The following is a 24,958-nucleotide window of genomic DNA, read 5'->3' on the forward strand; positions in this document are numbered from 1 at the left end:
CATGGTTGAGTCTAAGTTGCTAAAACCGATTCCTGTTTAGTTAGAATGTATATTGAATTGGAGGAAGCGTAATGGTTTCCCACCAATAAGAACGAATTTCCTGAAAGTACGAAAGCCAGTCTTTGAAATCAGTTGGTTTAACAACATAGGAAGAAACGCCAAGCTGATAAGCCGTTGAGATGTCTTCGGCACTCGACGACGAGCTGAACATCACAATAGGTATGTGATTGAACGGCGATGGCATGGTTTTAATTTGTCTCAACAATCCCCATCCTTCCTGACTATCCGGTAAATACAGATCCAGTAGGATTAATTTAGGAATTTCCCATTCCTGAAATTGCCAATCGCTCAGCAAGTCTATCGCTTGCTCCGGAGTGGACGCTCTTATTGGAGTTACTTCAGAAAGACACTCCTGCATGGCTCTGCGAATCAACATCCATTGATCGTCGTTATCATCAATGATCAATAATTTAGCCCGGCTAAAGTTGGCTTTAATTCTTGACTGGTCATCATTAGTTTTCATAACGTTTGTGAGTTAGGGAACCCTACTAGTTACCAACTAGCAATTAAGCTATTTGATTAATTTATTTGTTTTCATCTGCTGGTAATTGCGTATAAAATAGCATGTTGGCATCCAATAAACGACTAGTGCAGGGATTTTTCCGCCAACATCATATCCTTGATATTGTACCAGATATAATAGTTGCATAACCGAACCAGACCATTTAGTACGACGGTTGAAACTCTTATCAGAGTTTCCTGTATGTACCGCATAGGTATAACCGGTACATATAGTGAATGCTCAGAGAAAGTACCTGCTTAGGGATCAGGAGAGACAATTGCGGAAACGTTTATCCCGATAGCTGAGTCAGGCGAATCAGAATAACTTTATGGGAAATCTCGGCCTTGATCAGCCAGACTCGATTCCGGCTTATCATAGATTCGTATTGACTAATAACCCTAGATTTTAGTGGACCCGAAGAAAAATTTTTCTGTGTGCGCTGCAACAAATGCTCAAGCCGGTCAATCATCTTCTGGTAATTGGCGATCTTCTTTTCAAACTGTTTGACTCGTTGTTGAATAAGCAGGATAAGTTCATCACCGTTGGCTAACGATAAGGTGGCGGGTACCGTCAACAGGGATTGCCAGTCTTTCTCCAGTTCCTGCATAGCTGCCAGGAAAGGCTCGCCATCAAAAACCGCAATGGGTAAGTCGGTTCGTTGGCCATCGTCCAAAATGTATGCTTGTGACAGCGTGCTTCCTTTGGCCACGATATCGCTCAGAAAATCGAAGGCAACTTCGAGCGTATCCAGCTGACAAAAAAACTCACGGTCCTGGGATTTGTGGTCTATGGACGTCAAATAAAGCATCATGAGCCACTTCGTTTATCGGTTTTCACGAAACCCTACCAACAAATAAACAGAATACAGCGGCAAATGGATACAACAAAAAAAATAAATGTACAGATGATCGAGCTGGCATGGTATGTCAGCATGGAACGTTTACGATAAGCTTGTGCCTTATTGGCTTACGCCATCTTTTGGAATCGTATTCTTGGCAGAGTCACGGTTTTGAACCAGTAGTGCCGCAAAGATCTTAAATATGCCACCCAATCATTAAAGCAGGAGGGCTTGATGGTAAAGGAGGAGGCACCTAATGAATACGCATTATCAATATCAGCCTGAATTTGGCTGACCGTTAGAATCACGACAGGTAAATAGCGAGTTTCTGGATTACCACGCAAAAAGGCAAGAAAGTCCAACCCATTTTCCCTGTCCTGTAAATAGCAGTCCAGCAGTACGAGTTTTGGCCCGTAGCCGTCCAGGGATTTGATATAGGTGATTGCCTCGGCAGTACTGTGAACCTGCAGGAAGGATGCTTCCGGAAAGCCAAGCAGCGAAGACTGACTTAAAATCTCAGTAAGCAGCGGATCATCATCGACGATGAGGATAGGGAAGTGGTTCGGCATAGTTTTGTTACGGATAAGCAATGGCAAGTTAACTAATTTCCACAAAGTCTACATAGACACATTAGTAAACGGTCGATAATGGTTTGCATTTATGGAAAAATAAATGATTATCGTAACAAAATCGATATAAAGTAAACTTTTCGTTTCGCAAAATGGCTCGATTGGTCAGTCTACTCTCAATACGCACTCAATAATAGAATAGTTTCGCTATAAAAGAAGCTCCATCCCCAGAAAAAGAAGTAACTACCGTACCGCTGATGCCATTGAGGACCATCAGGCGAGTATATAAACAAGAAGAAGGGAAGCCAATAAATTGACAGATTCAGCAAAAGACTAGTTGCCAATCAAGATCAATTTAACTGATGGCGCTGAAAGTTAAACTGCCTCTAAAGGCATTAGGGGAGATTGGTGCGATGACTGTGATTCAACAAATCGGCTGTGAGAAGCGGGACTCTATTGATCAGCTGTAATATAAAAAATGCAAATGGTATTCAGTTTGGTACGACGGGAAGTAAACACCCGTTAGAGTCAAAGCTATTAGTCTGGCTAGTGCATTAAACCAGCAGCTTGACAACGCCGTACCAAAACAGGACAGACGACGAGACCAATACGGCCCAGGCGACAGCATTCTTAACGTCGGTAACCGTAAGGCTTGTTGTAATGATGATACGGATTTTCATGGCTATGCTAGTTGGGGTAGTCGATTCAACTAGTTTTCAGCAAAGTCCGTACCAGAAATAATGGGAATGGTAAAGTAATGGGCGAAGACAGCTCGTAATAGAATTAACGGAAAAGACTAAACCAGTGAGGAGTTTAAAATACCTACGTGCTGAACGCTTTAACGGTCGTGTATATTATCACAAACTGTGTCTCCACTGCAACAATAAATATGAGTGTGTTAGAATGGATTCCGCTTTCGGCTGTAATGGGTGTGCTAAAGCCGCAAGGAGGAAGCGTAAACTTCAATTTGTATAGTACCTTGTCAAATTATGATATTTATTTAAATGCTCTTGTTTAAAAGGCATTTTTTGTTTTTCTGTTGATATGATATGATATAATATATCAGATTCTCATACATAAATTTTATAATGCTACAAACTGTTTTATCTCCAATAAATAATTTAGAACTAAATGGTGATTCATAATTCTAATCTGTTTATTGAAGATAAAACTTTATGTACAAATTAATTAATTCCTTGTTAGCATTTCCAGCTTTTATGTGCGTTGTGAGAGACTCTACAACTTGTGGAATTTCTTTTAGCTTTTTATGTATATATGAATCATGCATATAATTTAGCCAATTTGGATTAAAGTTGTTATAATTATACTTTTCAGGCGACAAATAAAATTTCATATAGTCTTCACTAATAAATTTAGATTCATATATTTCATCAGTAATAGTAATATTTAGAGAATAAACAAGTCTAATTAAATTGAGAAAATTATAATTTATTATTTCTCTTTTTTGTGCTTGTTCAGATAATAAAGTATAAATATCATTAAATGAGTCAAAAGGAGTAGTATTGTTTTTTATGAAGTTTATATAATTTGGAAAATGTTCTTTATAATCAATAATATTATTGATAGAATAATCCCAATAAAGGCTATCTGAAAAATCTTGATTTAACTGATGTGTAATTTTATCTATAATTAATGGCTTTATATTATCATCTACCAAATACCATAAATAAAATAAGTATTTGTTCGTTTTAGACCGAACGCCACTATTGAGACCTTCTTGATTTAAAATAATTTTTTCAATAAGGTTAACTTCGTTGATTTTTTTTTCATTAGTTCTTGTTGAAAATATTCCTGCCATTGACTTAAATATTTCTTCGGTAATAAGTTTTGGCTTACGACAAAGCGCAGATAAAAAATTGTGATAAAAGTCAAGAGATAAATTATTTTTATTTCCCTCAATAAAAAAAACTAGACAATTAATATTATACCAATATAAAGTTTCAGTCGCATTTATAAAATCTATAAACTGATTGCCAATAAACTCAATTTCTACTTCATTTATGTCTACAATTCTTAATAGTAAGCAGATATTGTCGAAAATATCAGTAAACTTACTTTTATGGACACCAGCTTTTTGAATTTGGTAAGTGAATTTTTGATTCGCTTCAACATCTCTCCCAAAAATATTATTTTCAGAATATAAAGATTTGAGATAGTTATTGATAATTTTTGGTAACTTTATTTTTGCATCTTCATCAAGATCAATATTCTTTATCTCATAATTTCTTAATACTTTTTGTAATTTCTTAAAATTTCCATAATTAATAAAATAAGTACAAAATGAAAGATTAAGCGTCTGTCCACCGCGTGAATATTTTTGATAAATTTTATGATTCAATAATAATGCTTCAACACCGGTATTAAATAAATTCCTGTATTCGCTAAAAATATCGCTTACTATACAATTTCTTTCATAAAACATCTCAACACTACCCAAGTGAAAGTCTATTATTTTTGAGGAGTCGTGGGTATTATAAGAAGTACCTTTTTTGATACTTTCAAATAAGTCTTTTATTTTCTCATATTCATCATATACATTATTCACTGACCTTCGTAGTACTTCATCATCTCTTATAATTTTTAAAAGTTCAGATTCTTCCTTTGAAACATCATTTATTTGCCTATACACAGCTTCTAAATCAATTAAGCTAGCTTTAGCTTCTAACTCAGTAGTTAGTTTTGCTTCAATATTATTATATTCGTAAAGGCCCATATTATGGCCGAGTTTTATTAAATTAGACTTTGCGATAAAATATATTATATATTTCTCCATATGCCAAGCTTTCTGTGCAATATCTTCAAACATATTGAATGCCTGAAAATAATTTGACATCTTATAGTGAGAAAAGGCTAATAGAGAATCTTCTTTAATGTCAGTTGCATCTGTAATTTCTCCAGTCTGTATGAAATTGATTAACTTGTCAAATTTTAGATTATTTATTAAACAATTAGGACATTCACAAAATTTCTCAATACTATTTAAGAGAACTATATCATTTCTTTCAATAGTACCATATTCATTTACTGTTTCTTTTGAATGTAATATTGAAATTGCTGAATAGTTTAGAATTTTTATTATAAATTCACTAAATTTATTTATTTCTTTGGCGTAATTAATATTATTTAGTTGTTTAATATATTCATCTGTAATTTTAGTATTTCCGTTATTATAAATTGTATTGTTGTATAAAAAGTTTACCAACTCCGAATTATTTACTTTTAAAGAATATGTTTCATGCTCATTATAGTAAGTCTGCTTATCAGTGTTATTAAATGGATAAACATTTGCTATGAAAAAGTAGGGTAATGAATTTAATTCAGAAAATCTCTTTAAAGATAAATACATTTGTTCAAAATAATCTTTCTTCGCTAACCCTTCTATAAATCTATCATATTGATTAATAAAAGTAATTAAATCTAATAGTTCAATTCCTTTGTCTAATAAATTTGTACCTTCTCTTTTAAATGATATACTGTTAGCATTTTCACCCTTAAGAAATTTTTCTACAACTTCTTTGTTAGGTTCATAGCTTATGACATTTACACCTTTCTCTTTTAAATAATTTATTTTATACTCACTAAAATATTCGGGAGCTAATAAATATGAGCTTTGAAAATCCTTACCTAAGATGTTTCTTACTTTTTGTAAGATAATTTTTAAGTCTATGTCGGAATAACTATACCCGACAAAGAGTACAAGTTTTGTTGAGAAAATTGACTTAATGAATGCATCAAATAAAGGATGCTTAACATCATAATCAAGATAATCTTCTTCCTTCAAGGTAAAATCATCATTATCTAAATCTCCATGAATTTTTACTAAAAGGTTTGAATTAGAGGCATAAGGGAACTCTGAATCTTTTTTAATTATTGAAAAAGGTAATGCCCTATTTCTTACTACTTGTTCAAGTAAGTCGTCAAAATTAGTAGTTATAATATGTTCGGGTTGTAAATCAAAAATTGCTTCATTAATTTGATTATATTTTTTCTTCTTATGATGAAGGATATGTCTTATTTTCTGAATGTATTCTTTATGCTTCTTTTCGTTGAAATAAATTTGAGCAACCTGAAGGGGGTCTTCGGTATCCTCATTTTCTATCCCTATATCATCTTTAAGTTGATTTACCATATTTGTCCAGCTTGGTATACCAGAGTTCATAGAAACACCTGCTCCAACGAAAACGGGTGCATTTCAAATTGTCGCCTGATGTCGTTAGCTTAGGGCATGACTGAAGATGAATACATAGCCTTGGCCCGCCAAAAATATCAAGACCTGCAACAACTTAAAAGCAAGCCAACTTTCTACGACTATGAAAAGTCGTTCGATGAAATTTGGCAGGAATTGGGTCGGCAAGTCTTGGAAAAAAGCCTGAGTGATGTGCCAACTGACCGACGTAAAAAAAAAGATGACAACGCGTTACGGACAGATACAAATTGCTAACAGTGAATTATTTAGCCAACACCCCAACGGATTTGGCCTAGCTAGCTAGTGAATCTGCTACTTTAAACTGGACACTACAGTAAGAAACAGCTGCCTAAAAAAAGGTAGCAAGTCCAGTTCTAAACTAAAGACCCCATCCGTGGTTCATGCTAGGTTGTCTAGCGAAAAACTGACTAACCTAAACAGACTATCTGACTGCCTACTACGTATGACTCTGACTTATAGCCGGCGTGGGTCCGGTAAACCACTTTTGCTGCTTCACGGCATTGGCAGTTCCCTGAAGACTTGGGATCTCATTCTGGATGAGTTGGCCACCCAGCGGGATGTAATCGCGCTGGACTTACCCGGTTTCGGCCAATCGCCAGCCTTGGTCGGAGAGGTTTCTGTTCCCACCCTGGCCGATGCGGTGACCGACTTTTTAACCCAGCACCAGCTGCTGGGCATTGATGCCGTAGGGAATTCGATGGGAGCCCGGCTGGTGCTTGAACTCGCCCGGCGGGGCCAAGTTGTGGGAGCCGTCATATCCCTAGATCCAGGGGGCTTCTGGCAAGGCTGGCAGGTCGCCTATTTCTATCAGTCGGTTCGGCTATCGGCCCAATTATCCCAACTCATCCAACCCGTCTTACCACCCCTGGTCAACAATCCGGTAAGCCGTACGCTGCTGTTTGCTCAATTTTCAGCCCATCCCTGGACGATCCCAGCACAGGTGGCTCTTAATGAATTTCGGGAGTTTTTACCCACCCCCAGCTTCACCAAGCTGCTGGATAGTCTGGCTCATGGTCCCCCGCAGCAGGGTGCAGCAGTTGGTTCCATCCCGAACCTGGTCATTGGCTGGGGTCGTCAGGACCGTATTTGTCCACCCAGTCAGGCGAAACGGGCCTTAGAGTTGTTTCCTGACGCGCAGCTTCATTGGTTTTCGAATTGTGGTCACGTGCCCCAATTGGATGTGCCCGACGAAACGGTGGCGCTTATTCTGGCCGTAACGGAGGGGCGTTATGAAGCCCATTCCCAAACGCCCACCTTGGCTAAAGCGTCTGAGGTTTCAGGAAAAATCTTTGTTGGTTTAAGTGCTGCAGTGCTGGTGGTTGGCCTGTTTCTCGCCTTTGGCAGGAAAAAGTAAGGGCAACCCTGACCAAGCTTTAGCTGGTTAATCATTGCAGATTAATTAGCTACAGCTTGAGGTTAGTGTCAGTAAAGCGTAATCTATCTACGTTTAATTTATTGTTTAGGGTAGTGGCTAAGATCGGGAAGCTATGAGCAATCATAGTCGAAATGTACCATTTTCGAGGTCTCAAATTTCTACTGAAATTTATCGTCTTCTTCTAGAATAAATACAAGTTATAATTTTACTTGATTCGTTCACGAAAACGCTTCGACGAATGAACAAGATTTAATGGTTTTCAGTGCAGCTCGCTTAATTGCCTTTGAATCTAAAAGCGTTCACGAAAAGGTTACGTTTTCTGGACGATTACTATGAAAAGTACAAAATTTAACCCTCTCAACTTTGGCTTGATCTTGTCTTGAACAGATTTGTAAAGTGCAAATTTAGTGCCAATGAAATTGATCTTTGCCATCAAGCGAAAAAAAGCCAATACCCTACCTAAACGATGGTTTATCGTTTAAGCCAGAGCGAAATTTCTTTAATAGCTATATAAAAAAGCCGTTAAGCATAGAGCTTAACGGCTTTTGTCTTCGAAGAATCTAAGGTCTATTTCAATGCTTTTTTCAGCTCATCGGCGGCTAGCCTCTGCGCATCTTTCGCTTCGGGAAGAACCGTAGCCATGCCGAAGAACTCGTGAGTCACCCCAGTGTAGAGTTTGTAGGTAACCGAAACACCAGCGGCTTTCAGCTTATCGGCCAGGAGCTTGCCTTCAGTTTGCAACGGATCTAATTCGGCCGCAATCAGCGTGGTGCTTGGTAAACCCTCTAATTTAGCCTTAACAAGCGAAATTCGCGGATCACTGCTCAGCGCTGGACTTGTCAGGGTTTGTTTCACAAAATAGGCCATCATCGGCTTGTCGAGTGGTTTAGCCCCCGCGTATTTGGTATACGATTCACTGGTCATGTCGTTGTTGGCAATCGGGTACACCAACACCTGATGCTTGGGCATGGTTATCTTTTTATCGCGGGCCATAATGCTGACGTTAGCCGCCAGATTACCCCCCGCGCTCTCGCCAACGAGCGCTACCTTTTGGGGATCACCCTTAATCGAAGCGGCATTCTTTATCACCCATTCATAGGCGGCAAACGCCTGGTTATGCTGCGTCGGAAATTTGTGTTCCGGAGCCAGATCATACCCTACCGAGACAACGACCGCACCCACCTGCTCGGCCATGCTCTGCGCCGAGACATTATAGGTGTCGATATCGGCAATCACCCAGCCGCCCCCATGGTAGTAAACGATGACGGGGAAAGGCGCATGGGCTGACTTTGGGGTATAAATTCGAGCGTGGATGCTTCGCCCACCGCCCACCGGAATGGTTTGCCCGGCCGTATCCACCCGGGGCTCCGGCATAGTAATGTTATAGTCCTTCATGACTGCCATAACCGCCATCGTTGGGGTAGGATTCATCCGGGCTTCTTTAGGTGGAAGCTGCGGAATGGGCTTGGCCTGATAACTGGCCAGCTTTTCGAGGACGACCTGCATCGGCGGGGTGATGTCAGGTGCCCAGCCAGGCCCAGCTCCTTTAGGTTTCAACTCAGCGGGGCTACCGGATGCGCTATCGCTACCCATCGCCGTTTGGGTACTATCGGAAGTTTCCCCTGCTGCTGATTTCTTGGATGGAGTACAAGCTGCCAAATTCAGGATAGCCATTAGACATGCACCAGCTGTCCAGTGGTTTAGCGGAATTGAAGTGTATTTTTTCATCAATGTTGGTTTGTGGTTTAATTCCGATTAACCCTGGATAGAGGCGGATGTTTTGGCGATTAAACTAACTGCAGCCCGCTAACAGCCATTAACTTCTTTTTTTCAACCAAACTCCTTCGGGCTGGTTAAATAAAATATTCTCTATTAATCATCTATTATAGCCCGTTTATGCCGCTTAAGTTCTGCCCAAGAATAGCACTCGTAGTCAGTCTCATACTACCTTTAGTAGCTCAAGTAGTCCTGGCCCAATCTCCCAAAATGGAGCCCGTTTTTCAGGACAACACTTATCAGATAACGGGTGTAGCGGTGTCTAAACAGGGACGGGTCTTTGTGAATTATCCCTACTGGACAGATACCTATCGGTATGCCGTTGCTGAAGTGGGTAAAGATGGCTCGGTAAAACCCTATCCAACGGCTACCTACAACACCTGGCGGGAAGGACAGGCCGTTAGTCCTGATAAATGGATTTGCGTGCAATCTGTTCATGTCGATGCTAAAGACCGATTATGGATAGTCGATGCAGCTAGTCCTAAGCAAAACGGGGTCGTGGGTGGCGCGCATCGGCTCGTTTGCCTTAACCTGGCCACCAATCAGGTCGAAAAAGTCTTTCCCATGCAGGGCATTGTTGGTTCAGACAGTTACCTCAATGATATTCGGGTCGATACCGACCACGAGGTAGCTTATGTTACCGAATCGAAACAGGGTGGTATTGTGGTGGTCGATATGAAAAGCGGTAAAACGCGATTGCTGCTAAAGAACGACTCATCCGTAAAGGCGGATCCGAGCTATAAATTTGTGATCGATGGGCGTGAGCTTCGGGACAATCTAGGCCCCGTCCGGTTCCAGTCAGATGGGCTGGCGCTAACACCGGACTTCACCTATTTGTACTATAAACCCCTTAGTGATAATAAATTGTACCGCATTAAGACCGAACATCTTCGTGATTCGGCTTTATCGGCACAGGAAGTGTCAGCCCGGGTGGAGGATTTAGGCCAGGTAGCCTCGACGGATGGTATGATTACGGATAACAATGGAAATTTGTACCTGGGCGACGACCAGACGTACACACTTTACCGCATACCGGGAGCATCGTCGTCGGGAACCTTTAAACCAACCAAACAAGTCCTGTTGACCGACAAAAATCGGCTGATGTGGCCCGACAGCTACGCGCTTTACAACGGTTATTTGTACCTGACCACCTCACACATCCAGCACATGGCTAAACATAACGGGGGCAAGTCCACTCGCAAAGGGCCCTATGAAGTGCTGCGATTAAAGATTGAGTAATACGAATGTAGTAGAGAACAACCTTATTCGACTACGCAACGAATCTAATCAAGAATCATTCACTCATCTGTACCCGATCAACGTATACCTCCGTTGAATTAGTCGGATAGTAACCAATTTTTGACACGCCTTAACTAGAATAGTGTCAGCGGGTCAAGCTAATATTCTGGTTGGAACGTAGGAAACGTTGCTCAATAACCGGGTAAATCATGCTCTGGTTGGCTTACCAACCGGATATTGGCTCCATACGCTCCGATTTTTTACTATTAATTCACTTGTTTATATGACCCTTCGCCAGCATGCCTACGTCCCCTATTCGGACGACATCGAAGTCAAACAACCCAACGAAGACGAGCAAACCCGACAGGTAGTCGAGTCAATGGCCCGCGTGAATCGACTGATGTTTGAGAAACATCGCCATGCCATCCGCGATGCTCACGCCAAAAGCCACGGCATTCTACGAGGTGAATTACAGATTTATGACAACCTGCCCGAGCCACTAGCCCAGGGCTTATTTAAGACGTCTGCTACGTACCCCGTTATCGTTCGCTTATCGACGGCACCGGGGGCCATTATGCCCGATGGACAGCCCACCTTTCGGGGCATGGCCATCAAGGTGATTGGCGTCAATGGTCCCAAGTTCTTGCCCGAAGAGGCCGATGCGCTGACCCAGGACTTTTTACTGGTTAATCATCCCGTCATTCCAACCGGTACGGTGGAAACCTATCTGAAGCAACAACTGAAGCTGGAACAGCAAGCCCGTCTGCCCCAGGAACTGCAAGAAGCCCAGTCGAAGCTCATGACGGGGGTTCATAAGGTCCTTGATGCGGTTGGTATTCACCCAGAACCTAATGATCTGGGCATTGGCAAGGCGAACACCCACATTCTGGGTGAAACCTTCTTTAGCATGGCCGCTCTTCGCTACGGCGATTATATCGCTAAACTATCGGCAGTACCGGTATCGGATGAGTTACAACCCTTGCGCGGGCAGGAAATTGATGCCCGTAACGAGTCAGCCTTGCGTGACTTAGTGGTCTCCTACTTCATAAACCATGCAGCCGAGTATGAATTACAGGTCCAGCTCTGCACGGATCTAACCAGCATGCCGGTGGAAGATGGGTCGGTGGAGTGGCCCCAGGATCAGAGTCCGTATCAGCCAATTGCCAAACTGGTGATTCCGGCTCAGAACGCCTACAGCCCGGCCCGGCGGGTCTACGCCGATGACGTACTGACGTTCAATCCCTTTCACTGCCTGCCCGAACACCGGCCCCTGGGCAGCATCATGCGCGCCCGACGACTGGCCTATGACACGTCGAGTCGCTACCGGCACCAGATGAACGCACAGCCCCGCCTGGAACCACGTAGTATTGACGAACTGCCCGATTGACGGAGCGTAGTGAACCGGCCATGCCTACCACCGCTTATTCCCCTTTTTACGCAACGAACAGACGAATGGCACAACCCTTTAGTATCCACATTGACAAAGCGGTGTTGGCTGATTTACGCCAGCGCATCGCTGCCACGCGCTGGCCCGATCAAATCGAGGGAGCCAACTGGGACTACGGCACGAATGAACCGTATCTCAAGGAGTTATGCACGTATTGGGCTTCGGCGTTTGACTGGACAAAACAGGAAACGTACCTCAACAGCTTCCAGCACTTCAAGACGACGATAGACGAGAGTGGCCTCCATTTTATCCATCACCAGGGACAGGGCAAAACGTCGATCCCCATCCTGCTGATCCACGGCTATCCCGATAGTTTTGTTCGATTTCTCACCATCATTCCGCTGCTGACGCAAGCTGATGAACAGGGATTCTCGTTCGATGTGGTGGTACCCTCAATTCCGGGTTATGGCTTCTCGGACCGGCCCACTGAACCCGGTATGAATCCCAAAAAAATAGCAAGCCTGTTTGCGGACTTAATGGATGAGCTGGGTTACCCTAAATTTGTGGCCCACGGGGGCGATTGGGGCAGCAGCATTACCGAAAATCTGGGCTTATATCATGCTGATTCATTACTAGGCATTCACCTGACGGATGTGCCTTCTCAGCATGCCCTGATGCCCGTTGACGATCCGACGGCGGCCGAAAAGAAGTACCTTCAGCAGCGCCAGGAATGGATGCAGACGGAAGGCGGCTACTTTCAGATTCAGAGCACCAAACCCCAAACGCTGGCGTATGGCCTGATGGATTCGCCGGTGGGACTGGCGGGCTGGATTGTCGAGAAGTTTAAATCCTGGAGCGATAATGATGGAGAGGTGGAGGACGCTTTTACGAAAGATGAACTGCTGACCAACATTACCCTGTACTGGGTTACCCAAACGATTCATTCAGCGATTCGGATTTATTACGAAGCCAGACAGGACCTGCAGCAAAGTCAGCATAACCCCTTAATGAAGCTAAACCCGTTTGATAAGACAGGCGATAAATCGACCGTGCCAGCCGCCTTTGCGCTGTTTCCCAAAGACATATCCTCACCACCCAGCGAATTTGCCGAACGGTTCTTTACCATCAGCCGATGGACAAAGCTAGCCAGGGGTGGGCATTTTACCGCGATGGAAGAGCCGGAGCTACTGGCCAATGACATCCGGGAATTTGTCCGATCGCTACGCCAATCCGGCAGAACGACCATTACCCTCTGAGGTAAAAACTAATCTAGTAAATCTATATACGTTGCTAAATCAGCTCTATGACAACGCCTTATGTCTTATACAGTCCCCAGGTGGAGACAATTGACGAAAACGAGAATCAGGTCATTGACGACATTCTAGCCTCGATGCACCGGCTGGATGGGCGTACCCGGGAAATGTACGGGCACCATGTGCGGGTATCCCATGCCAAACCGCATGGTCTAGCCGTGGGTGAACTGACCGTACTGGACAGCCTGCCCGAACACCTGGCGCAGGGCTTATTCAGCCAAGCCGGGACGTATCCGGCGATTGTCCGGCTGGCCAATGTACCGGGTGAGGTAATCACCGATGCCGTGAATACCCAGCGGGGCTTTGCCGTCAAAATTCTGGACGTTGAGGGCCCAATGCTGGCGGGTCATGAGGGGCAAACGACCCAGGATTTCGTGCTGGACTCCGGCACGAGCTATTTTCCCAATGCGGATGCGACATCGTTTCTACGGCAACATCGCTTAGCCGAGCATTTTCCTCAGTTCCCGGATGCCGTTAAAGAAGCGGTATCGACCGTGTCCCGGATCACCAACGAAGCCCTGCAGGCGATGGGCACCGACAGTGCCAAGCTGGATTTTTTCGGTGACTCACGGATTCACCCGATGGCTGAAGCCTACTACAGCCAGGTACCAATCCGCTACGGGAAGTATATCGCCAAGCTGGCCGTCGTACCCGTTTCGCCCGCTCAGAAAGCCCTGGCCGAGGCGGCGGTTGCCGTCGATGGGGATAAAGACCCGAACGCCTTGCGAACGGCCACGGTGAGCTACCTACAGGCGAATGAAGCAGATTTTGAGATTCGGATCCAGCTCTGTACGGACTTAGCCAAGATGCCCGTCGAAGAGGCCACCAAAGAATGGAGCCAGGAGGAAAGTCCCTATTTACCCGTCGCTCGCCTTCACTTACCCAGGCAGGAGGCCTACAGTGAGGCCCGTCAGCAGTACGTCGAAGCGCTATCGTTCAGCCCGGCCCATAGCCTGGCCGCCCACCAGCCGCTGGGCTCGATCATGCGGGCCCGGCTGCGGGCTTATCCAGAACTGTCCCGGCTGCGCCGTTTGGGGAACCAGCAATCACTGGAAGAACCCTCCTCGATTGATGCGGTGCCGGCTTAGGCCAACTGGCCTATGTCTGAAGTTTTGCCGGTTCGGGCGTAAAACAGCCGTGGCCGTTGGTCATGGCTAGCCCATTTTTTAAGTAACGGTTTACGACTAAATGGGCCATTCTTCTCCAGATAAGCTAGCCGGCAACTCGTACTAAAATTATTTGTTTAACTAACCTGTCTGATTCCCAGTAGAAACCAGAGGAGAACTTATACGCTGGCGGAGGCAGGCAACCAAACACTCCGGTGCTCTGAACGGTACCTAAACGACATTTGATACCGATAACCTGGGTGGTCGATGGCGGGACGTTGGCCTACTTCGTTAAACCATCTTCGTCAGCCGTAGTTTAGGTTTCGCATAGTTACTTATTCCGTTTCATTTTATGAAAGCAGCCGTTTTTCACAAAGCCGGAGACATCCGCTACGAACAGTTTGAGGACCCTAAAATCGAAGATTCACGCGATGCCGTTATCCGCGTTACCTCCACGGCCATCTGTGGCTCAGATCTACACATCTACGACGGCTTTTTGCCCCAACTCCGCCCCGAAGTACTCGGCCACGAGTTCATGGGCATCGTCGAAGAAGTAGGTTCGGGCGTGACCAATCTACGGAAAGGCGACCGGGTGGTCGTGCCCTTTACCATCGCCTGTGGGCACTGCTTTTTCTGTCAGCATCATCAGGAAATGCACTGCGAAAATTCCAATAAGGAAGATTACGGACCCGATGGCGGATTATTGACCGAAAAAGGCGGGGGGCTTTTCGGCTACTCAGATCTTTATGGTGGCTACAATGGCGGACAGGCCGAAGCGGTGCGCGTACCCTTCGCCGATTACAGCCTTCGCCACGTGCCCCAGCAGCTAAAAGACGAACAGGTTTTGTTTTTGACCGACATCTTTCCCACCGGCTGGAGTTCGATCGAGTGGGGCGAATTGAAAGGGGGCGAAACGGTGGCCATTTTTGGGTCGGGCCCGGTAGGGCTGATGGCGCAAAAGTCGGCTTGGTTACAGGGAGCGGGCCGCGTCATCGCCATCGACCCAGAGAATTACCGCCTGGAGCGAGCCCGCCGAATCAATAAAGTCGAGACGCTCAATCCGCACGATGTAGATGTAGTGGAAGTCCTGCGCAGCATGACCGAAGGCCGCGGCCCCGATTTATGTGTCGATGCGGTGGGTATGGAAGCCGAACGCTCCTTGCTGGACAAGGCAAAAGCAGCTCTTAATTTAGAGAAAGGCACCGTAAGCGTACTGGAAACTTGTTTTCGGGCGGTGCGTCGGGGCGGTATCGTCACGATCGTGGGGGTGTACGGGACGCCTTTTGATAATTTTCCGGTGGGCCGCATGTTCGATAAGGGGGTAACCATTCGGCAGGGTCAATCACAGGTACATAAAAATATTGATTACTTACTGGACCTGGTGGTGCAGGGTAAAGTAGTGCTGGACGATATCATCTCGCACGTGCTGCCATTAGCCGACATTTCACGGGGCTATGACATCTTTAAGAACAAACAGGACGACTGTACCAAAGTTATTCTCAAACCTTAACCAGTTCACCCTCGTTAGCCTCAATCGCTCTAGGTCGCCATCCACATGACCATAAGCTAAAGGACGAGCAGGGCTGACGATGTATTCTTATCTCAATTCGTATGGAACCACAACCCAATGCTAAGACTAAGACCGTTCTGATTACAGGCGCAGCGAGCGGCATCGGCCAGGAACTGGCCCGGCTTTTTGCCAAAGACGGCTACCGGCTCATTCTGGTCGACAAGAACCAGGAAGGTTTAGACACGCTGGCCAGCCACTTTCAGAATCAGTACGGTAGCTCAATAACCCTCATTGCCAAGAATCTTGCCGATCCAGAAGCCCCCCAGGAAATTTATGACCAGACGACCGGGCAGGGCCAGGTGGTTGACATACTAGTTAATGACGCCGGTTTTGGCGTATACGGTTTATTTGCCACCGAAACTGATGTTGAGCAGGAAAAAGAGATTGTGCAGGTCAATGCCGTGGCGTTGATGCACTTGACCAAGTTGTTTCTCCGCGACATGGTCGCCCGCAACGAGGGCAAGATTTTGCTGCTGGGTTCGGAAGTCTCGGTGGCGCCCAGTCCGATGCAGGCCGTCTACGGGGCGACCAAAGCGTTCATCAAATCGTTCGGTGAATCGGTACGGAGTGAGTTGAAAGGCAGTGATTCGAAGGTAACGATCACGGTTCTGATGCCGGGGGCTACCAATACCAATTTCTTTAAAACGGCCGGAGCGGCCCATGTCAAAGGAGCCGATCCCCAAAAGACGGCTAATCCGGCCGATGTCGCTAAGGAAGGCTATGAGGCCCTGATGGCCGGCAAAGACCACGTCGTGGCGGGCTGGATGAATAAAGCCCGGGTGGCGATGGCTCATTTGCTGCCTGACCCCTTGGTGGCGGCCAGTGCCCGTAGGGATATGATGCCCAAAGAAGAAGCCGAACAGCAGCAACGTCAGACGATGATTGTGCTGGGTGTAGCCGCCGCCGTCATTGGCGGTATCTGGCTGTTAACGCGCAATAACTCGTCGGCCTTGCCAACGATCAGCGCTTACGACAAAGCCCGTTACCAGGACAAAGCTGGCAAGGGTAAACGGTCGGCTCATAAGGCGCTGACTTCCGCTACTGCCTCGGTAAAGGGCGCTTATGACACGGTTAAAGAAAACCTCGAGGACGCTCTAGCGTAATCAACAGCCCAATTGATGTCTCCCCGCTTTTGCCCTTGACTCGTATTACCCAAGTGGCACTACCAATAAAGCCCATGTAGTCACGGGCTTTATTGGTAGTAGTCCATCAGGCAGCTTAGACTTAGAATGTGTTTGGGAATTATCTTTTGCAATTCAAATAATTCGTTGCAACATGATCTGAAAGTTAGCTAAGTACAGCCAGCAGACCGAAGATGATACGGTATATTCATAATCTTTGACAATCCGCCGAAAGTAATTCGTCCAAGCAATGGTGCGTTCCACTACCCACTGCTGTATCTTGGAAATAGTCTACTTCTATAGCATCATTTTTTTTTAACGCTACATCAATTCATATCTTGACAAAATACAATACTCGAATTTGTAAATTTCGTTCATGAAAACCCTTCAATAATTGAACTACTAACCTGGGTAACCAACCTGCCAAGTCCGCTAACTTGTGAACCTAAAATCGTTCACGAAAAGGTTGCCTTTTATGGACGCACGCTATGAAAAGTACAACTAGTTAACAAACTCAGATCGCTTGTTGCTTCAATCGTAATAACGGAAAAACTTTACTTTGAGCATTCGGTCAGAGCGGTGCTGGTACGAAGATCAACAAAGGCCTATTCGCTACTGTATTTCTTCAATTAACGGTCGTGAATGCGTTGCCCCTTAACCAGTTTAGATACCTTAATTTAATCCAGCTTTACTCCCTGTAAATTCCAGGTAACCGACTTACCCCTACACAAAAAGAACAGGCTTTGGCGGCCTGTTCTCCCCTTGACTGCCTACAGACCGACCCGATGGCCTTAGGTGCGTTTGACGTTGACCGCATTCAAGCCCTTCTTACCCTGCTCGACATTATAGGTTACTTTGTCGTTTTCCCGAAGTTCTTCGCTGGTCGCTGAAATGTGCACAAACACATCCTCACCCCCGTCGTCGGGTTTAATAAATCCGAAGCCTTTACTCTCATTGAAAAATTTGACACTCCCTGTTGGCATTGTAATACGGTTAAAGTTTGGCTCAAGGACGCCAGAAGTGGCCAACTTACCAAACAGGGTTATTAAATGGTAGGCTTCTGATAGCGTGTTTGCCTAGTAGCCTAGTTCTTCCGTGGCCTTTAAGGTCTGACTAATTTTGGATGAAAAGTCGTTAAAGTAGGCTATGCAGCAAAATGATTACGGAATTGTAAATTGTACAATTCTTAGTCAAGTTGCATATATTATCTTATGTTAAGAAACTTTTCCAAGATTGACCACCCTATATGAGCCGTGAAAACAGGTTGAATTGTAACTTGGAAAGGGAAGAAAAAAGTCTTGGATTATGTTAAGGAGATATTTCTAGACGGGTCCTGGTAATGGTGAGTAAAACCCCGCCGGAAGAAAAAGTGCAAGCTAGACAACATCAGGTCACCTGGCTTTCTTTTCGCTCTACGCACAATTCTATAGCTGCTTTCAAGTGCCTCTAAAAGTACTCCGAGTGAAGTGTAGTGTGTGTACTATATCTTTATAAATAGTTTTGATAACTTAGGCACTCATGGCAAAAGCCGCAGCTAAACGAATAGCTATACAGCTAGAAGAGCTAATTGATAAAGTTGACTTATCAGCTCTCCCCTCCGATGAACAGGATAAGTTTAAAGTTTGGATGGCGAAAAGCACTAGCATGCAGGTCACGATCGAAACGGCATTGCGAAGGGGACATGTAGTGAAAGCCTATTTGAATAGTTATCGTAAACAAACGGAATACTGGGTAAAAATTGAAGATCCAAGGCATTAAGGCTAATTGATAGTCGTATGGATAGAAAGCTAATAAAATCTACGAAAACGTTACTTATTATAATCGCTTTAACTTTAGTCGTCTTGATAACGGTTGGGCTTCTGCAGTACGATCAGCTCTCTAATTTTGTCCTAGCCCTACTTAATAAATTGAAAGCCAGAAAGTAAGTTCGCCGCCTGTTATCGGTTTCTGTGACGTACCGCCACAGGTTTTTTCAGGCATACAGTACCCCTAACTGTATTAAAAGAAAAAACGGCCGCATTAAGCAGCCGTTTTTTGAAAATCCCACCATTCATTACACATTCTAAAATCTAAGAGATAACACTCTGTTCTCTATTTTGCTTTTTTTAGTACAGTTAGGGGTACTGTATGCCTGAAAAAACCTTGGGCCTTAAGGCAAAGCCCTAATAATTAATACAGCGTCGTAGACTCCGTTTAACATAACATTTACTTATACAACAATTAAAATCTATTTAGTGAGCAGAATAAAAATACCCCAACAAACAGGTAAAAAAATATTTGCCTTTGATTTAGATGGCACTCTATTCAGAAGTGATAAATCAATCTCTGATCGAGCGTTGAATACTATTAATCAATTGGCGAAGCAAGGCCATTTAATTGCCATTGCTACGGCTCGTCCACCTCGAGACATAGCTCGGTTAGTTCCAGCTAACCTACTTTGTCATTATTTGATTTGTTACAATGGGGCTCAAGTTTTTAAAGGAACTGCTAAGATTTTTGATCAATCTATTCACCCTGAATTAGCTTATAAGCTCATCGGCCAATTAGCCAGTTATCAGTCTACTTTGTTCATTGGTGTTGAGTCGCAAGATACCTTTCATGTCAATCAATCACCCCAACCTCTGTTTGGAGAGGTAATTCATACCCTTACCGCTTTCACTAACCCAAACCATCCTGTTTTTCAAGAAGGCATCACTAAAATCATTTGTGGAGGAGAAGCTAGTATACTTGACTCGTTGCCCATAGGACCATTGGCTGACATTTGCTCAGTTAGCCATACCGACAATGGGTTAATCATCCAAGTTATGGCCTATGGGGTTAGTAAATGGGTCGCTTTAGAACAAATAGCTAGAGAGCAGGGAGTCGCTATAGAGAACTTAGTAGCCTTTGGCGATGATCATAATGATTTAGCCATGCTGACCTCTTGTGGAGTGGGCGTTGCCATGGCTAATGCTACTCCATCCTTATTAGAAGTTGCAAGGTACGTAACGAAGTCAAATGATGAAGATGGGGTAACGTTGTTTTTAGAAGCTAATTACCTGTAAACGAACATAGGTTTAATACAAAAAACTGTAGATTATTTATATACTGAAGTATTATACTTTACAAGGACTAGTTGTATAACAAGACTTACGTTAAGAAACTTTTCTAAGATTTGATCGGCCAGTAGTCAGGCCATTTCAACGGGTTTAAGATTCATTTCTAACCAATATTGACAAATGATAGCCATCTGAGTTTTCATTGAGTCGAAATCGATTGACTTCTGTAAAATTGAATTAGCACAGGCTTCATAGGAGCCATTAATTTCTTCAATAGAAGCGTCAGCGCTCATCATCACCACCGGGATTTTCTTATAGATCGGATGCTCTTTTAGAAAAAGCAGCGTTTGATGGCCATCTAAGGTAGGCATATGCCGATCTAACAAAATCAGGCTTGGTAGCGGGTCTAGTTGAGAAAGCCTGTCTAAGAAATCGCTTCCACCGGGGAAAAAGGACACCGAATAAGCGGGAAAATGGCGGCTAAACAGTTGTTTAAGAATTAACCGGTAATCGGCTGCATCATCAACGATGCAGACCAGCGGAGTCGTAGTCATACAGTTGGACCGCCAATGCGGTTGTTAATTAAATTGAGATTTATCTGCATAACCCGCCAGACATGAGCTTGTAAGACGATATTGTTTTGCAATGAGGCAAAGGTCTAAACGAAAACAAATACGCTTTCGCTTAGTAACAGAAGGAATTGTCTAGGTTTATCTAGAGCTAACCGGGTCACAGCTTCACTCCCTATGCCATGAATGAGTACGACAACTCGCAGACCACCGTTCGGCGTAACCTTCGCCGGGCTAAAATTTTGCTGGTTGAAGACAATCCGGATCATCAACTTTTGATCCGGACCATCCTACGAACGCTGATGCCCGAAGTTGAGTTGTTGACGGCTGCCACAGTTGAGGAGGCCCTGGCCCAATTGGCCGCCTGTAGCAGCCTTCCCTCGCCCTTCCCCCGCTTGATTCTGTTAGATGTCTACCTGCCTAGTTGCGACGATGGATGGACCTTACTACGACACTTGAAAGAACCCACATCTGTTTTCCGACTCATTCCAGTAACGCTCTTGAGTCAATCGGATAAATCCGCTGATATTCAGACGGCTTATCAGTTGGGTGCTAATTCGTATATCGTTAAGCCGGTCGATCTTTCCCAGTGGCAGGCTTACTTTGAATCCCTCCAGCAGTACTGGTTGCATACGGTTACCTTACCCCTGCTTGGCCAAACGCAACGGTCTTAGACTGTCGGGTGAATCGGCATTCGAATGCGAAATAAAGTACCCCGCCCGGCTTTGCTTTCTACATCCAGATTCGCATCCAGCAGCTCACACAATCGCTTGACAATCTGTAAGCCAACCCCTTCCCCTCCCTTCGTGGGCCTGGTTGAAGCGTCCATGTCCGCCGGGGCTGGTATGGGGGGCAAGTCATCGGGTAAAACCGCTACGGGTTCGCTCTGATCAGGGCCTAACACACTAGTCGGCTCGACGGTTGGCTTAAGTTGCTGACCCAGTGTACCTACCGTCGTTGGGGGTAGGCCAGGTCCCGAATCCTGAATGCTAAACACCCATCGATAGTCCCCTTCCACTGACCAGGAGACCGCGACAATAGCCGTACGCTGAGGCGTCGCCCTGGTGTACTTGAGGGCATTGAGGAGCAGGTTTTGTACAATCCGCTGAAGTTTAATTCGATCGGTTTTCACCATCAGGCTAGGGGGGCCATCGGCCTGTAAGATGATATTCCGCTCGGCGGCCACTGGCTGTGCACTGGCCACCATCTCTTGGAGTAACCCAGCGGCATCAAACGATTCGATTTGCAGCGGCTCCTGACCCGCTTCCAGTCGGGACAGATCCATCAAGCTGGTAAGCATGGTCTGGACCGTGCCCAAATTGCGACTGAGCATATCGACAAACTGCTGTCGCTCTGGCTCACTAAGTCCTTCGTCCTTGAGCAGGTAAGCCGCTGAATTAATAATGCCGAAGCTGCCCCGAAGATCATGGGTAGACTGGCGCAACACGTCTCCTCGCTGCTGGGATAGCTCGGCCATTTGATCGACGGCTTGTTGTAGGGTGTTGGCCCGGTTGGTGGCTTGCAAGCGTTGCAGTTTATCATATTTGGCCACGCTGCCATCAATGGTCTCCTGCATCAGCCCACTGATGTGTTGTTGCACATCCAGCAACACATCCCGCTCCACGCGGGGAAACAATTGGCCGAATAGCCTCAGTTCACTGAAGAGCGTCTGGGTCAAGTGGTTCAACTCGTGCAGCGTGTCCATCAAGCCGTGGGCTTTGTGCCAGCGGTGGAGCCCATGCGCCTGCGCGGTGGTAGTAGCATCGACTTCTGAGGGTTTGTTCAGGATGCGTTCTTCGAGGATGTTCAGCACCAGGGGCAGCAGGTTGTTAAACTCTTCGCGGCTCAAGGCGGAGACCCTGCCTAAAGTGGGGTCCTGTTCGCAAGCCGAACGCCACTTGTTTAGAATGGATTCTCGTCGGGTAAATAAATAAGCGGCTAACTCAGCTAAGGCCTGTGGAGAATCAGCAGTATTCGCAGTGTGGGTTGCCATGAAGGGCTAGTAAGGGATCAACATCCGGTTGTGCGGTTCGTTCCGGAAGTGGTGAGTCCCAATAAGGCGACCAGGCGAAGAAAGTTAGTGGATAGTCAGTATAATGTTACTATCCACAACTCCGTGAACGCGATGATACAGGAATAGTTCAGATAGAATAAGCTAGCGGTCTGCTACTTAGCCGATGATCCATATTGGCGGCCGTTGTGCCCATCGAGCTTGATTCATCGGACACCTCTACTGAAGTAAGCTATGGAAGGTCGCTACTTGTTCATCCAAATACTTGACCTTTTTCTCACTACCAAACACAATACAGAGTGGACCCAAGTTTAGGGACAACAGACACTAAACCAAGTATAACTATGCCACGAGGAGACAAATCAGCGTACACCGACAAACAAAAACGGCAAGCTGAACACATCGAAGAAGGTTATCAAGACCGGGGTGTACCCCAAGAGGAAGCCGAGCACCGGGCTTGGGCTACGGTCAATAAAACGTCAGGCGGTGGTAAACAAAGCGGTTCAGGCCGTGGCCATAGCGAGAACAAGGAACCTGAACACAAGGGTGGGCAAAAAGGAGGAACTGCTTCCGCTTCGCGTAGTGCCAAAGAGCGGTCAACCTCGGCCAAGAAAGCGGCTGCCACCCGCCAGAAAAATGCGGATAGTTAGCCGCGTAATCCAGTACTAGAACCCGAGCAAGTAACGATAAGTAATAGTTTAGGCGTATGGTAGAGCAACTGTTGGGTGATTTGTTTCATAAAGATGATTCGTTAACCGATGGGCAAATGATGGGTCGGGCCTTGATCACCTTCTTGCTCGCGATTATCCTGGTTCGGTTAGCGGGCCGACGCGCCTTCGGTCTGCGCTCGCCTTTTGATACGGTTATTTCCCTGCTACTAGGCGCTACATTGAGACGGGGTATTGTTGGCGCTTCTTCGTTTACGGGCACCCTGGGTGCCTGTTTAGCCTTGGTTATTCTCCATCGAGTCCTGGCCTATGTATGCCTCCATAGTGACTTATTGAGTCGTTTGGTGAGTGGAAACGATAAAGTGCTGTACGAGAATGGGCAACTTCACCGGAGCAATATGAGACGTATGCTGGTCAGTGAACAAGATCTAAAAGAGGCTGTTAGACGCATGAGCAATGAAGCCACGCTGAGCGATATAGAGCGCGCCTTTATTGAGCGTAATGGAGAAATTAGTATTGTTAAGAAGAAAATTTCCAAAACTAAACGCGCCTACGTCTAACTCGCAAAGCCGTCAAGTACTATGTAAATAGTACTTGACGGCTATAGAATCTGTGTGCTTATGAACATTGGGGTAGAAGCTCAGTATTACCTAGTTCTTGCGTATGCTACTGATTAGATTGGACAGATATTAAAATCACCGTAAGAGGCCCTCGTATTGCACATTTCCGTACCTCACCTTTTTATAAGGGTACCATCGTAATTTGACTTTACGTTTTCGCTGGTGCATCTGGTGCGGGGTTAAATAATTCAGCGAAGCGTGCGGACGAACCGTGTTATAAGCGGTAATCGCTCGTTCAACACCCTCGGCAGCCGCGGTAAAAGAGGTAAACGTACGGCTTAGTTTGCAGTCGTCTTTCAGGGACTGAAGAACCCGCTCAGCCAGGGAGTTCTCGTTCGGATCACCCGACTCGGTCATACTTATGGTGGCATTCACCTGGCGCAATCGTTGAACATACGCCCAGGAGCAGTATTGGACGCCCCGATCAGAATGATGAATTAAGGACTGGCTGATATCTTTTCGAGCTAATAAAGCCATATTCAACGACCTTAATGCCCCTTTTGCATGCATGGTCTTTTCAAACGACCAGCCCACGATCTTACGCGAAAAAGCATCCATAATGATGTAGAGATACGCGTAAGTTGGCCCAACTGAAATGTAAGTAAGATCGCTCACCCACAGCTCATTAGCCCGAACGGGAATCACATTCTTGACCTTATTGGGGTATTTAAAATGAGTATGATTCGATTGAGTCGTGGTAACTTTATGCGCTTTTCGTTTAGCCAACATGCCATTCTCTTTCAAGAGCGCGTGCAAGCGATCCCGACCCAGCTTAATATGATGGCGGGTTAAAAATACTTGCATTTCATGATGCAGTTTGTGGGTACCCATGCCCGGAATGTCACGGCGTATTCGCCTGACCTCCTGCAGGATAGCATCCGTCTGAAACCCCACTTTCTCCTGTCGCCGGGTAGCCGCATACCAGGCTTGTCTCACTCGGCCAAACAGCTTGCAAATCAACTCCATCC

At 45.4% G+C, this 24,958-nt stretch carries 22 protein-coding genes and 2 pseudogenes; 13 read left to right on the plus strand and 11 right to left on the minus strand.

Going from position 1 to position 24,958, the window contains the following annotated elements; genetic code table 11:
* Nucleotides 1-40: 40 nt before the first annotated feature.
* The 5 genes from CWM47_RS08185 to CWM47_RS08200 all read right to left on the minus strand — a co-directional run bounded on the left by CWM47_RS08185 (nucleotide 41) and on the right by CWM47_RS08200 (nucleotide 6,119).
* Complete coding sequence (locus CWM47_RS08185; protein WP_100987521.1) at nucleotides 41-523, minus strand: response regulator; 483 nt, start codon at nucleotides 521-523, stop codon at nucleotides 41-43.
* Nucleotides 524-851: 328 nt separating this feature from the next.
* On the minus strand, nucleotides 852-1,373 hold the full coding sequence (locus CWM47_RS08190; RefSeq protein ID WP_100987522.1) for a hypothetical protein: 522 nt from the start codon (nucleotides 1,371-1,373) through the stop codon (nucleotides 852-854).
* Between the two features lie 155 nt (nucleotides 1,374-1,528).
* Complete coding sequence (locus CWM47_RS08195; RefSeq protein WP_100987523.1) at nucleotides 1,529-1,969, minus strand: response regulator; 441 nt, start codon at nucleotides 1,967-1,969, stop codon at nucleotides 1,529-1,531.
* 554 nt (nucleotides 1,970-2,523) lie between these two features.
* Nucleotides 2,524-2,649, minus strand: coding sequence for a hypothetical protein (locus tag CWM47_RS39760; RefSeq protein ID WP_262512008.1), 126 nt, complete (start codon nucleotides 2,647-2,649; stop codon nucleotides 2,524-2,526).
* A 476-nt stretch (nucleotides 2,650-3,125) separates the two neighbouring features.
* On the minus strand, nucleotides 3,126-6,119 hold the full coding sequence (locus tag CWM47_RS08200; RefSeq protein ID WP_157815921.1) for an SIR2 family NAD-dependent protein deacylase: 2,994 nt from the start codon (nucleotides 6,117-6,119) through the stop codon (nucleotides 3,126-3,128).
* A 96-nt stretch (nucleotides 6,120-6,215) separates the two neighbouring features.
* On the opposite strand from CWM47_RS08200, the pseudogene CWM47_RS08205 reads away from it, so the two are divergent.
* Nucleotides 6,216-6,474: pseudogene (locus CWM47_RS08205) on the plus strand (ISLre2-like element ISRsl1 family transposase); the annotation flags it as partial.
* Between the two features lie 165 nt (nucleotides 6,475-6,639).
* Nucleotides 6,640-7,551: an alpha/beta fold hydrolase gene (locus CWM47_RS08210; protein WP_100987525.1), complete on the plus strand. Its 912-nt coding sequence runs from the start codon at nucleotides 6,640-6,642 to the stop codon at nucleotides 7,549-7,551.
* A gap of 588 nt (nucleotides 7,552-8,139) precedes the next feature.
* Here the strand turns inward: CWM47_RS08210 and CWM47_RS08215 are convergent.
* Nucleotides 8,140-9,300 carry an alpha/beta hydrolase gene (locus CWM47_RS08215; RefSeq protein WP_240625763.1) on the minus strand — a complete coding sequence of 387 codons (1,161 nt, stop codon included), beginning with the start codon at nucleotides 9,298-9,300 and terminating at the stop codon, nucleotides 8,140-8,142.
* Between the two features lie 258 nt (nucleotides 9,301-9,558).
* Between CWM47_RS08215 and CWM47_RS08220 the strand changes: the two genes are divergently transcribed.
* The 6 genes from CWM47_RS08220 to CWM47_RS08245 all read left to right on the plus strand — a co-directional run bounded on the left by CWM47_RS08220 (nucleotide 9,559) and on the right by CWM47_RS08245 (nucleotide 17,066).
* Nucleotides 9,559-10,587, plus strand: a complete 1,029-nt coding sequence (locus CWM47_RS08220; RefSeq protein WP_157815922.1) for an L-dopachrome tautomerase-related protein — start codon at nucleotides 9,559-9,561, stop codon at nucleotides 10,585-10,587.
* A 283-nt stretch (nucleotides 10,588-10,870) separates the two neighbouring features.
* Entirely contained in the window at nucleotides 10,871-11,974 is a 1,104-nt protein-coding gene (locus CWM47_RS08225; RefSeq protein ID WP_100987528.1) for a catalase family protein, read from the plus strand.
* 65 nt (nucleotides 11,975-12,039) lie between these two features.
* Nucleotides 12,040-13,230: an epoxide hydrolase family protein gene (locus tag CWM47_RS08230; RefSeq protein WP_100987529.1), complete on the plus strand. Its 1,191-nt coding sequence runs from the start codon at nucleotides 12,040-12,042 to the stop codon at nucleotides 13,228-13,230.
* A gap of 47 nt (nucleotides 13,231-13,277) precedes the next feature.
* Nucleotides 13,278-14,375, plus strand: a complete 1,098-nt coding sequence (locus CWM47_RS08235) for a catalase family protein (RefSeq protein ID WP_100987530.1) — start codon at nucleotides 13,278-13,280, stop codon at nucleotides 14,373-14,375.
* A gap of 370 nt (nucleotides 14,376-14,745) precedes the next feature.
* On the plus strand, nucleotides 14,746-15,903 hold the full coding sequence (locus CWM47_RS08240) for a zinc-dependent alcohol dehydrogenase (RefSeq protein WP_100987531.1): 1,158 nt from the start codon (nucleotides 14,746-14,748) through the stop codon (nucleotides 15,901-15,903).
* 101 nt (nucleotides 15,904-16,004) lie between these two features.
* On the plus strand, nucleotides 16,005-17,066 hold the full coding sequence (locus tag CWM47_RS08245; RefSeq protein ID WP_100987532.1) for an SDR family NAD(P)-dependent oxidoreductase: 1,062 nt from the start codon (nucleotides 16,005-16,007) through the stop codon (nucleotides 17,064-17,066).
* A 153-nt stretch (nucleotides 17,067-17,219) separates the two neighbouring features.
* On the opposite strand, the pseudogene CWM47_RS40640 reads toward CWM47_RS08245, so the two are convergent.
* Together CWM47_RS40640 and CWM47_RS08255 are read right to left on the minus strand one after the other, a co-directional pair.
* Nucleotides 17,220-17,360: pseudogene (locus CWM47_RS40640) on the minus strand (IS5 family transposase); the annotation flags it as partial.
* Between the two features lie 515 nt (nucleotides 17,361-17,875).
* Entirely contained in the window at nucleotides 17,876-18,067 is a 192-nt protein-coding gene (locus tag CWM47_RS08255) for a cold-shock protein (RefSeq protein ID WP_097124292.1), read from the minus strand.
* A gap of 535 nt (nucleotides 18,068-18,602) precedes the next feature.
* Between CWM47_RS08255 and CWM47_RS08260 the strand changes: the two genes are divergently transcribed.
* A complete protein-coding gene (locus CWM47_RS08260; protein ID WP_100987533.1) occupies nucleotides 18,603-18,842 on the plus strand; it encodes a hypothetical protein in 240 nt (79 codons plus the stop codon).
* A 476-nt stretch (nucleotides 18,843-19,318) separates the two neighbouring features.
* A complete protein-coding gene (locus CWM47_RS08265; RefSeq protein WP_157815923.1) occupies nucleotides 19,319-20,128 on the plus strand; it encodes a Cof-type HAD-IIB family hydrolase in 810 nt (269 codons plus the stop codon).
* Nucleotides 20,129-20,253: 125 nt separating this feature from the next.
* On the opposite strand, the gene CWM47_RS08270 is transcribed toward CWM47_RS08265, so the two are convergent.
* The gene (locus tag CWM47_RS08270) at nucleotides 20,254-20,676 is read right to left on the minus strand and encodes a response regulator (protein WP_100987535.1); all 423 of its coding nucleotides are present in this window, start codon (nucleotides 20,674-20,676) and stop codon (nucleotides 20,254-20,256) included.
* A gap of 197 nt (nucleotides 20,677-20,873) precedes the next feature.
* Between CWM47_RS08270 and CWM47_RS08275 the strand changes: the two genes are divergently transcribed.
* The gene (locus CWM47_RS08275) at nucleotides 20,874-21,365 is read left to right on the plus strand and encodes a response regulator (protein ID WP_100987536.1); all 492 of its coding nucleotides are present in this window, start codon (nucleotides 20,874-20,876) and stop codon (nucleotides 21,363-21,365) included.
* Here the strand turns inward: CWM47_RS08275 and CWM47_RS08280 are convergent.
* Nucleotides 21,362-22,684 (minus strand): sensor histidine kinase, encoded by a 1,323-nt coding sequence (locus CWM47_RS08280; protein ID WP_100987537.1) that lies wholly within the window; start codon nucleotides 22,682-22,684, stop codon nucleotides 21,362-21,364. The genes CWM47_RS08275 and CWM47_RS08280 overlap by 4 nt on opposite strands.
* A 362-nt stretch (nucleotides 22,685-23,046) precedes the next feature.
* On the opposite strand from CWM47_RS08280, the gene CWM47_RS08285 reads away from it, so the two are divergent.
* Together CWM47_RS08285 and CWM47_RS08290 are read left to right on the plus strand one after the other, a co-directional pair.
* Complete coding sequence (locus tag CWM47_RS08285) at nucleotides 23,047-23,352, plus strand: plasmid stabilization protein (RefSeq protein WP_100987538.1); 306 nt, start codon at nucleotides 23,047-23,049, stop codon at nucleotides 23,350-23,352.
* Between the two features lie 56 nt (nucleotides 23,353-23,408).
* Nucleotides 23,409-23,930, plus strand: coding sequence for a DUF421 domain-containing protein (locus tag CWM47_RS08290; RefSeq protein WP_240625765.1), 522 nt, complete (start codon nucleotides 23,409-23,411; stop codon nucleotides 23,928-23,930).
* A 135-nt stretch (nucleotides 23,931-24,065) separates the two neighbouring features.
* Here the strand turns inward: CWM47_RS08290 and CWM47_RS08295 are convergent, their stop codons facing one another.
* The gene (locus CWM47_RS08295; protein ID WP_100987539.1) at nucleotides 24,066-24,956 is read right to left on the minus strand and encodes an IS3 family transposase; all 891 of its coding nucleotides are present in this window, start codon (nucleotides 24,954-24,956) and stop codon (nucleotides 24,066-24,068) included.
* Nucleotides 24,957-24,958 lie beyond the last annotated feature (2 nt).

Origin of the sequence: Spirosoma pollinicola (assembly GCF_002831565.1) — a bacterium.
Lineage (GTDB): Bacteria > Bacteroidota > Bacteroidia > Cytophagales > Spirosomataceae > Spirosoma > Spirosoma pollinicola.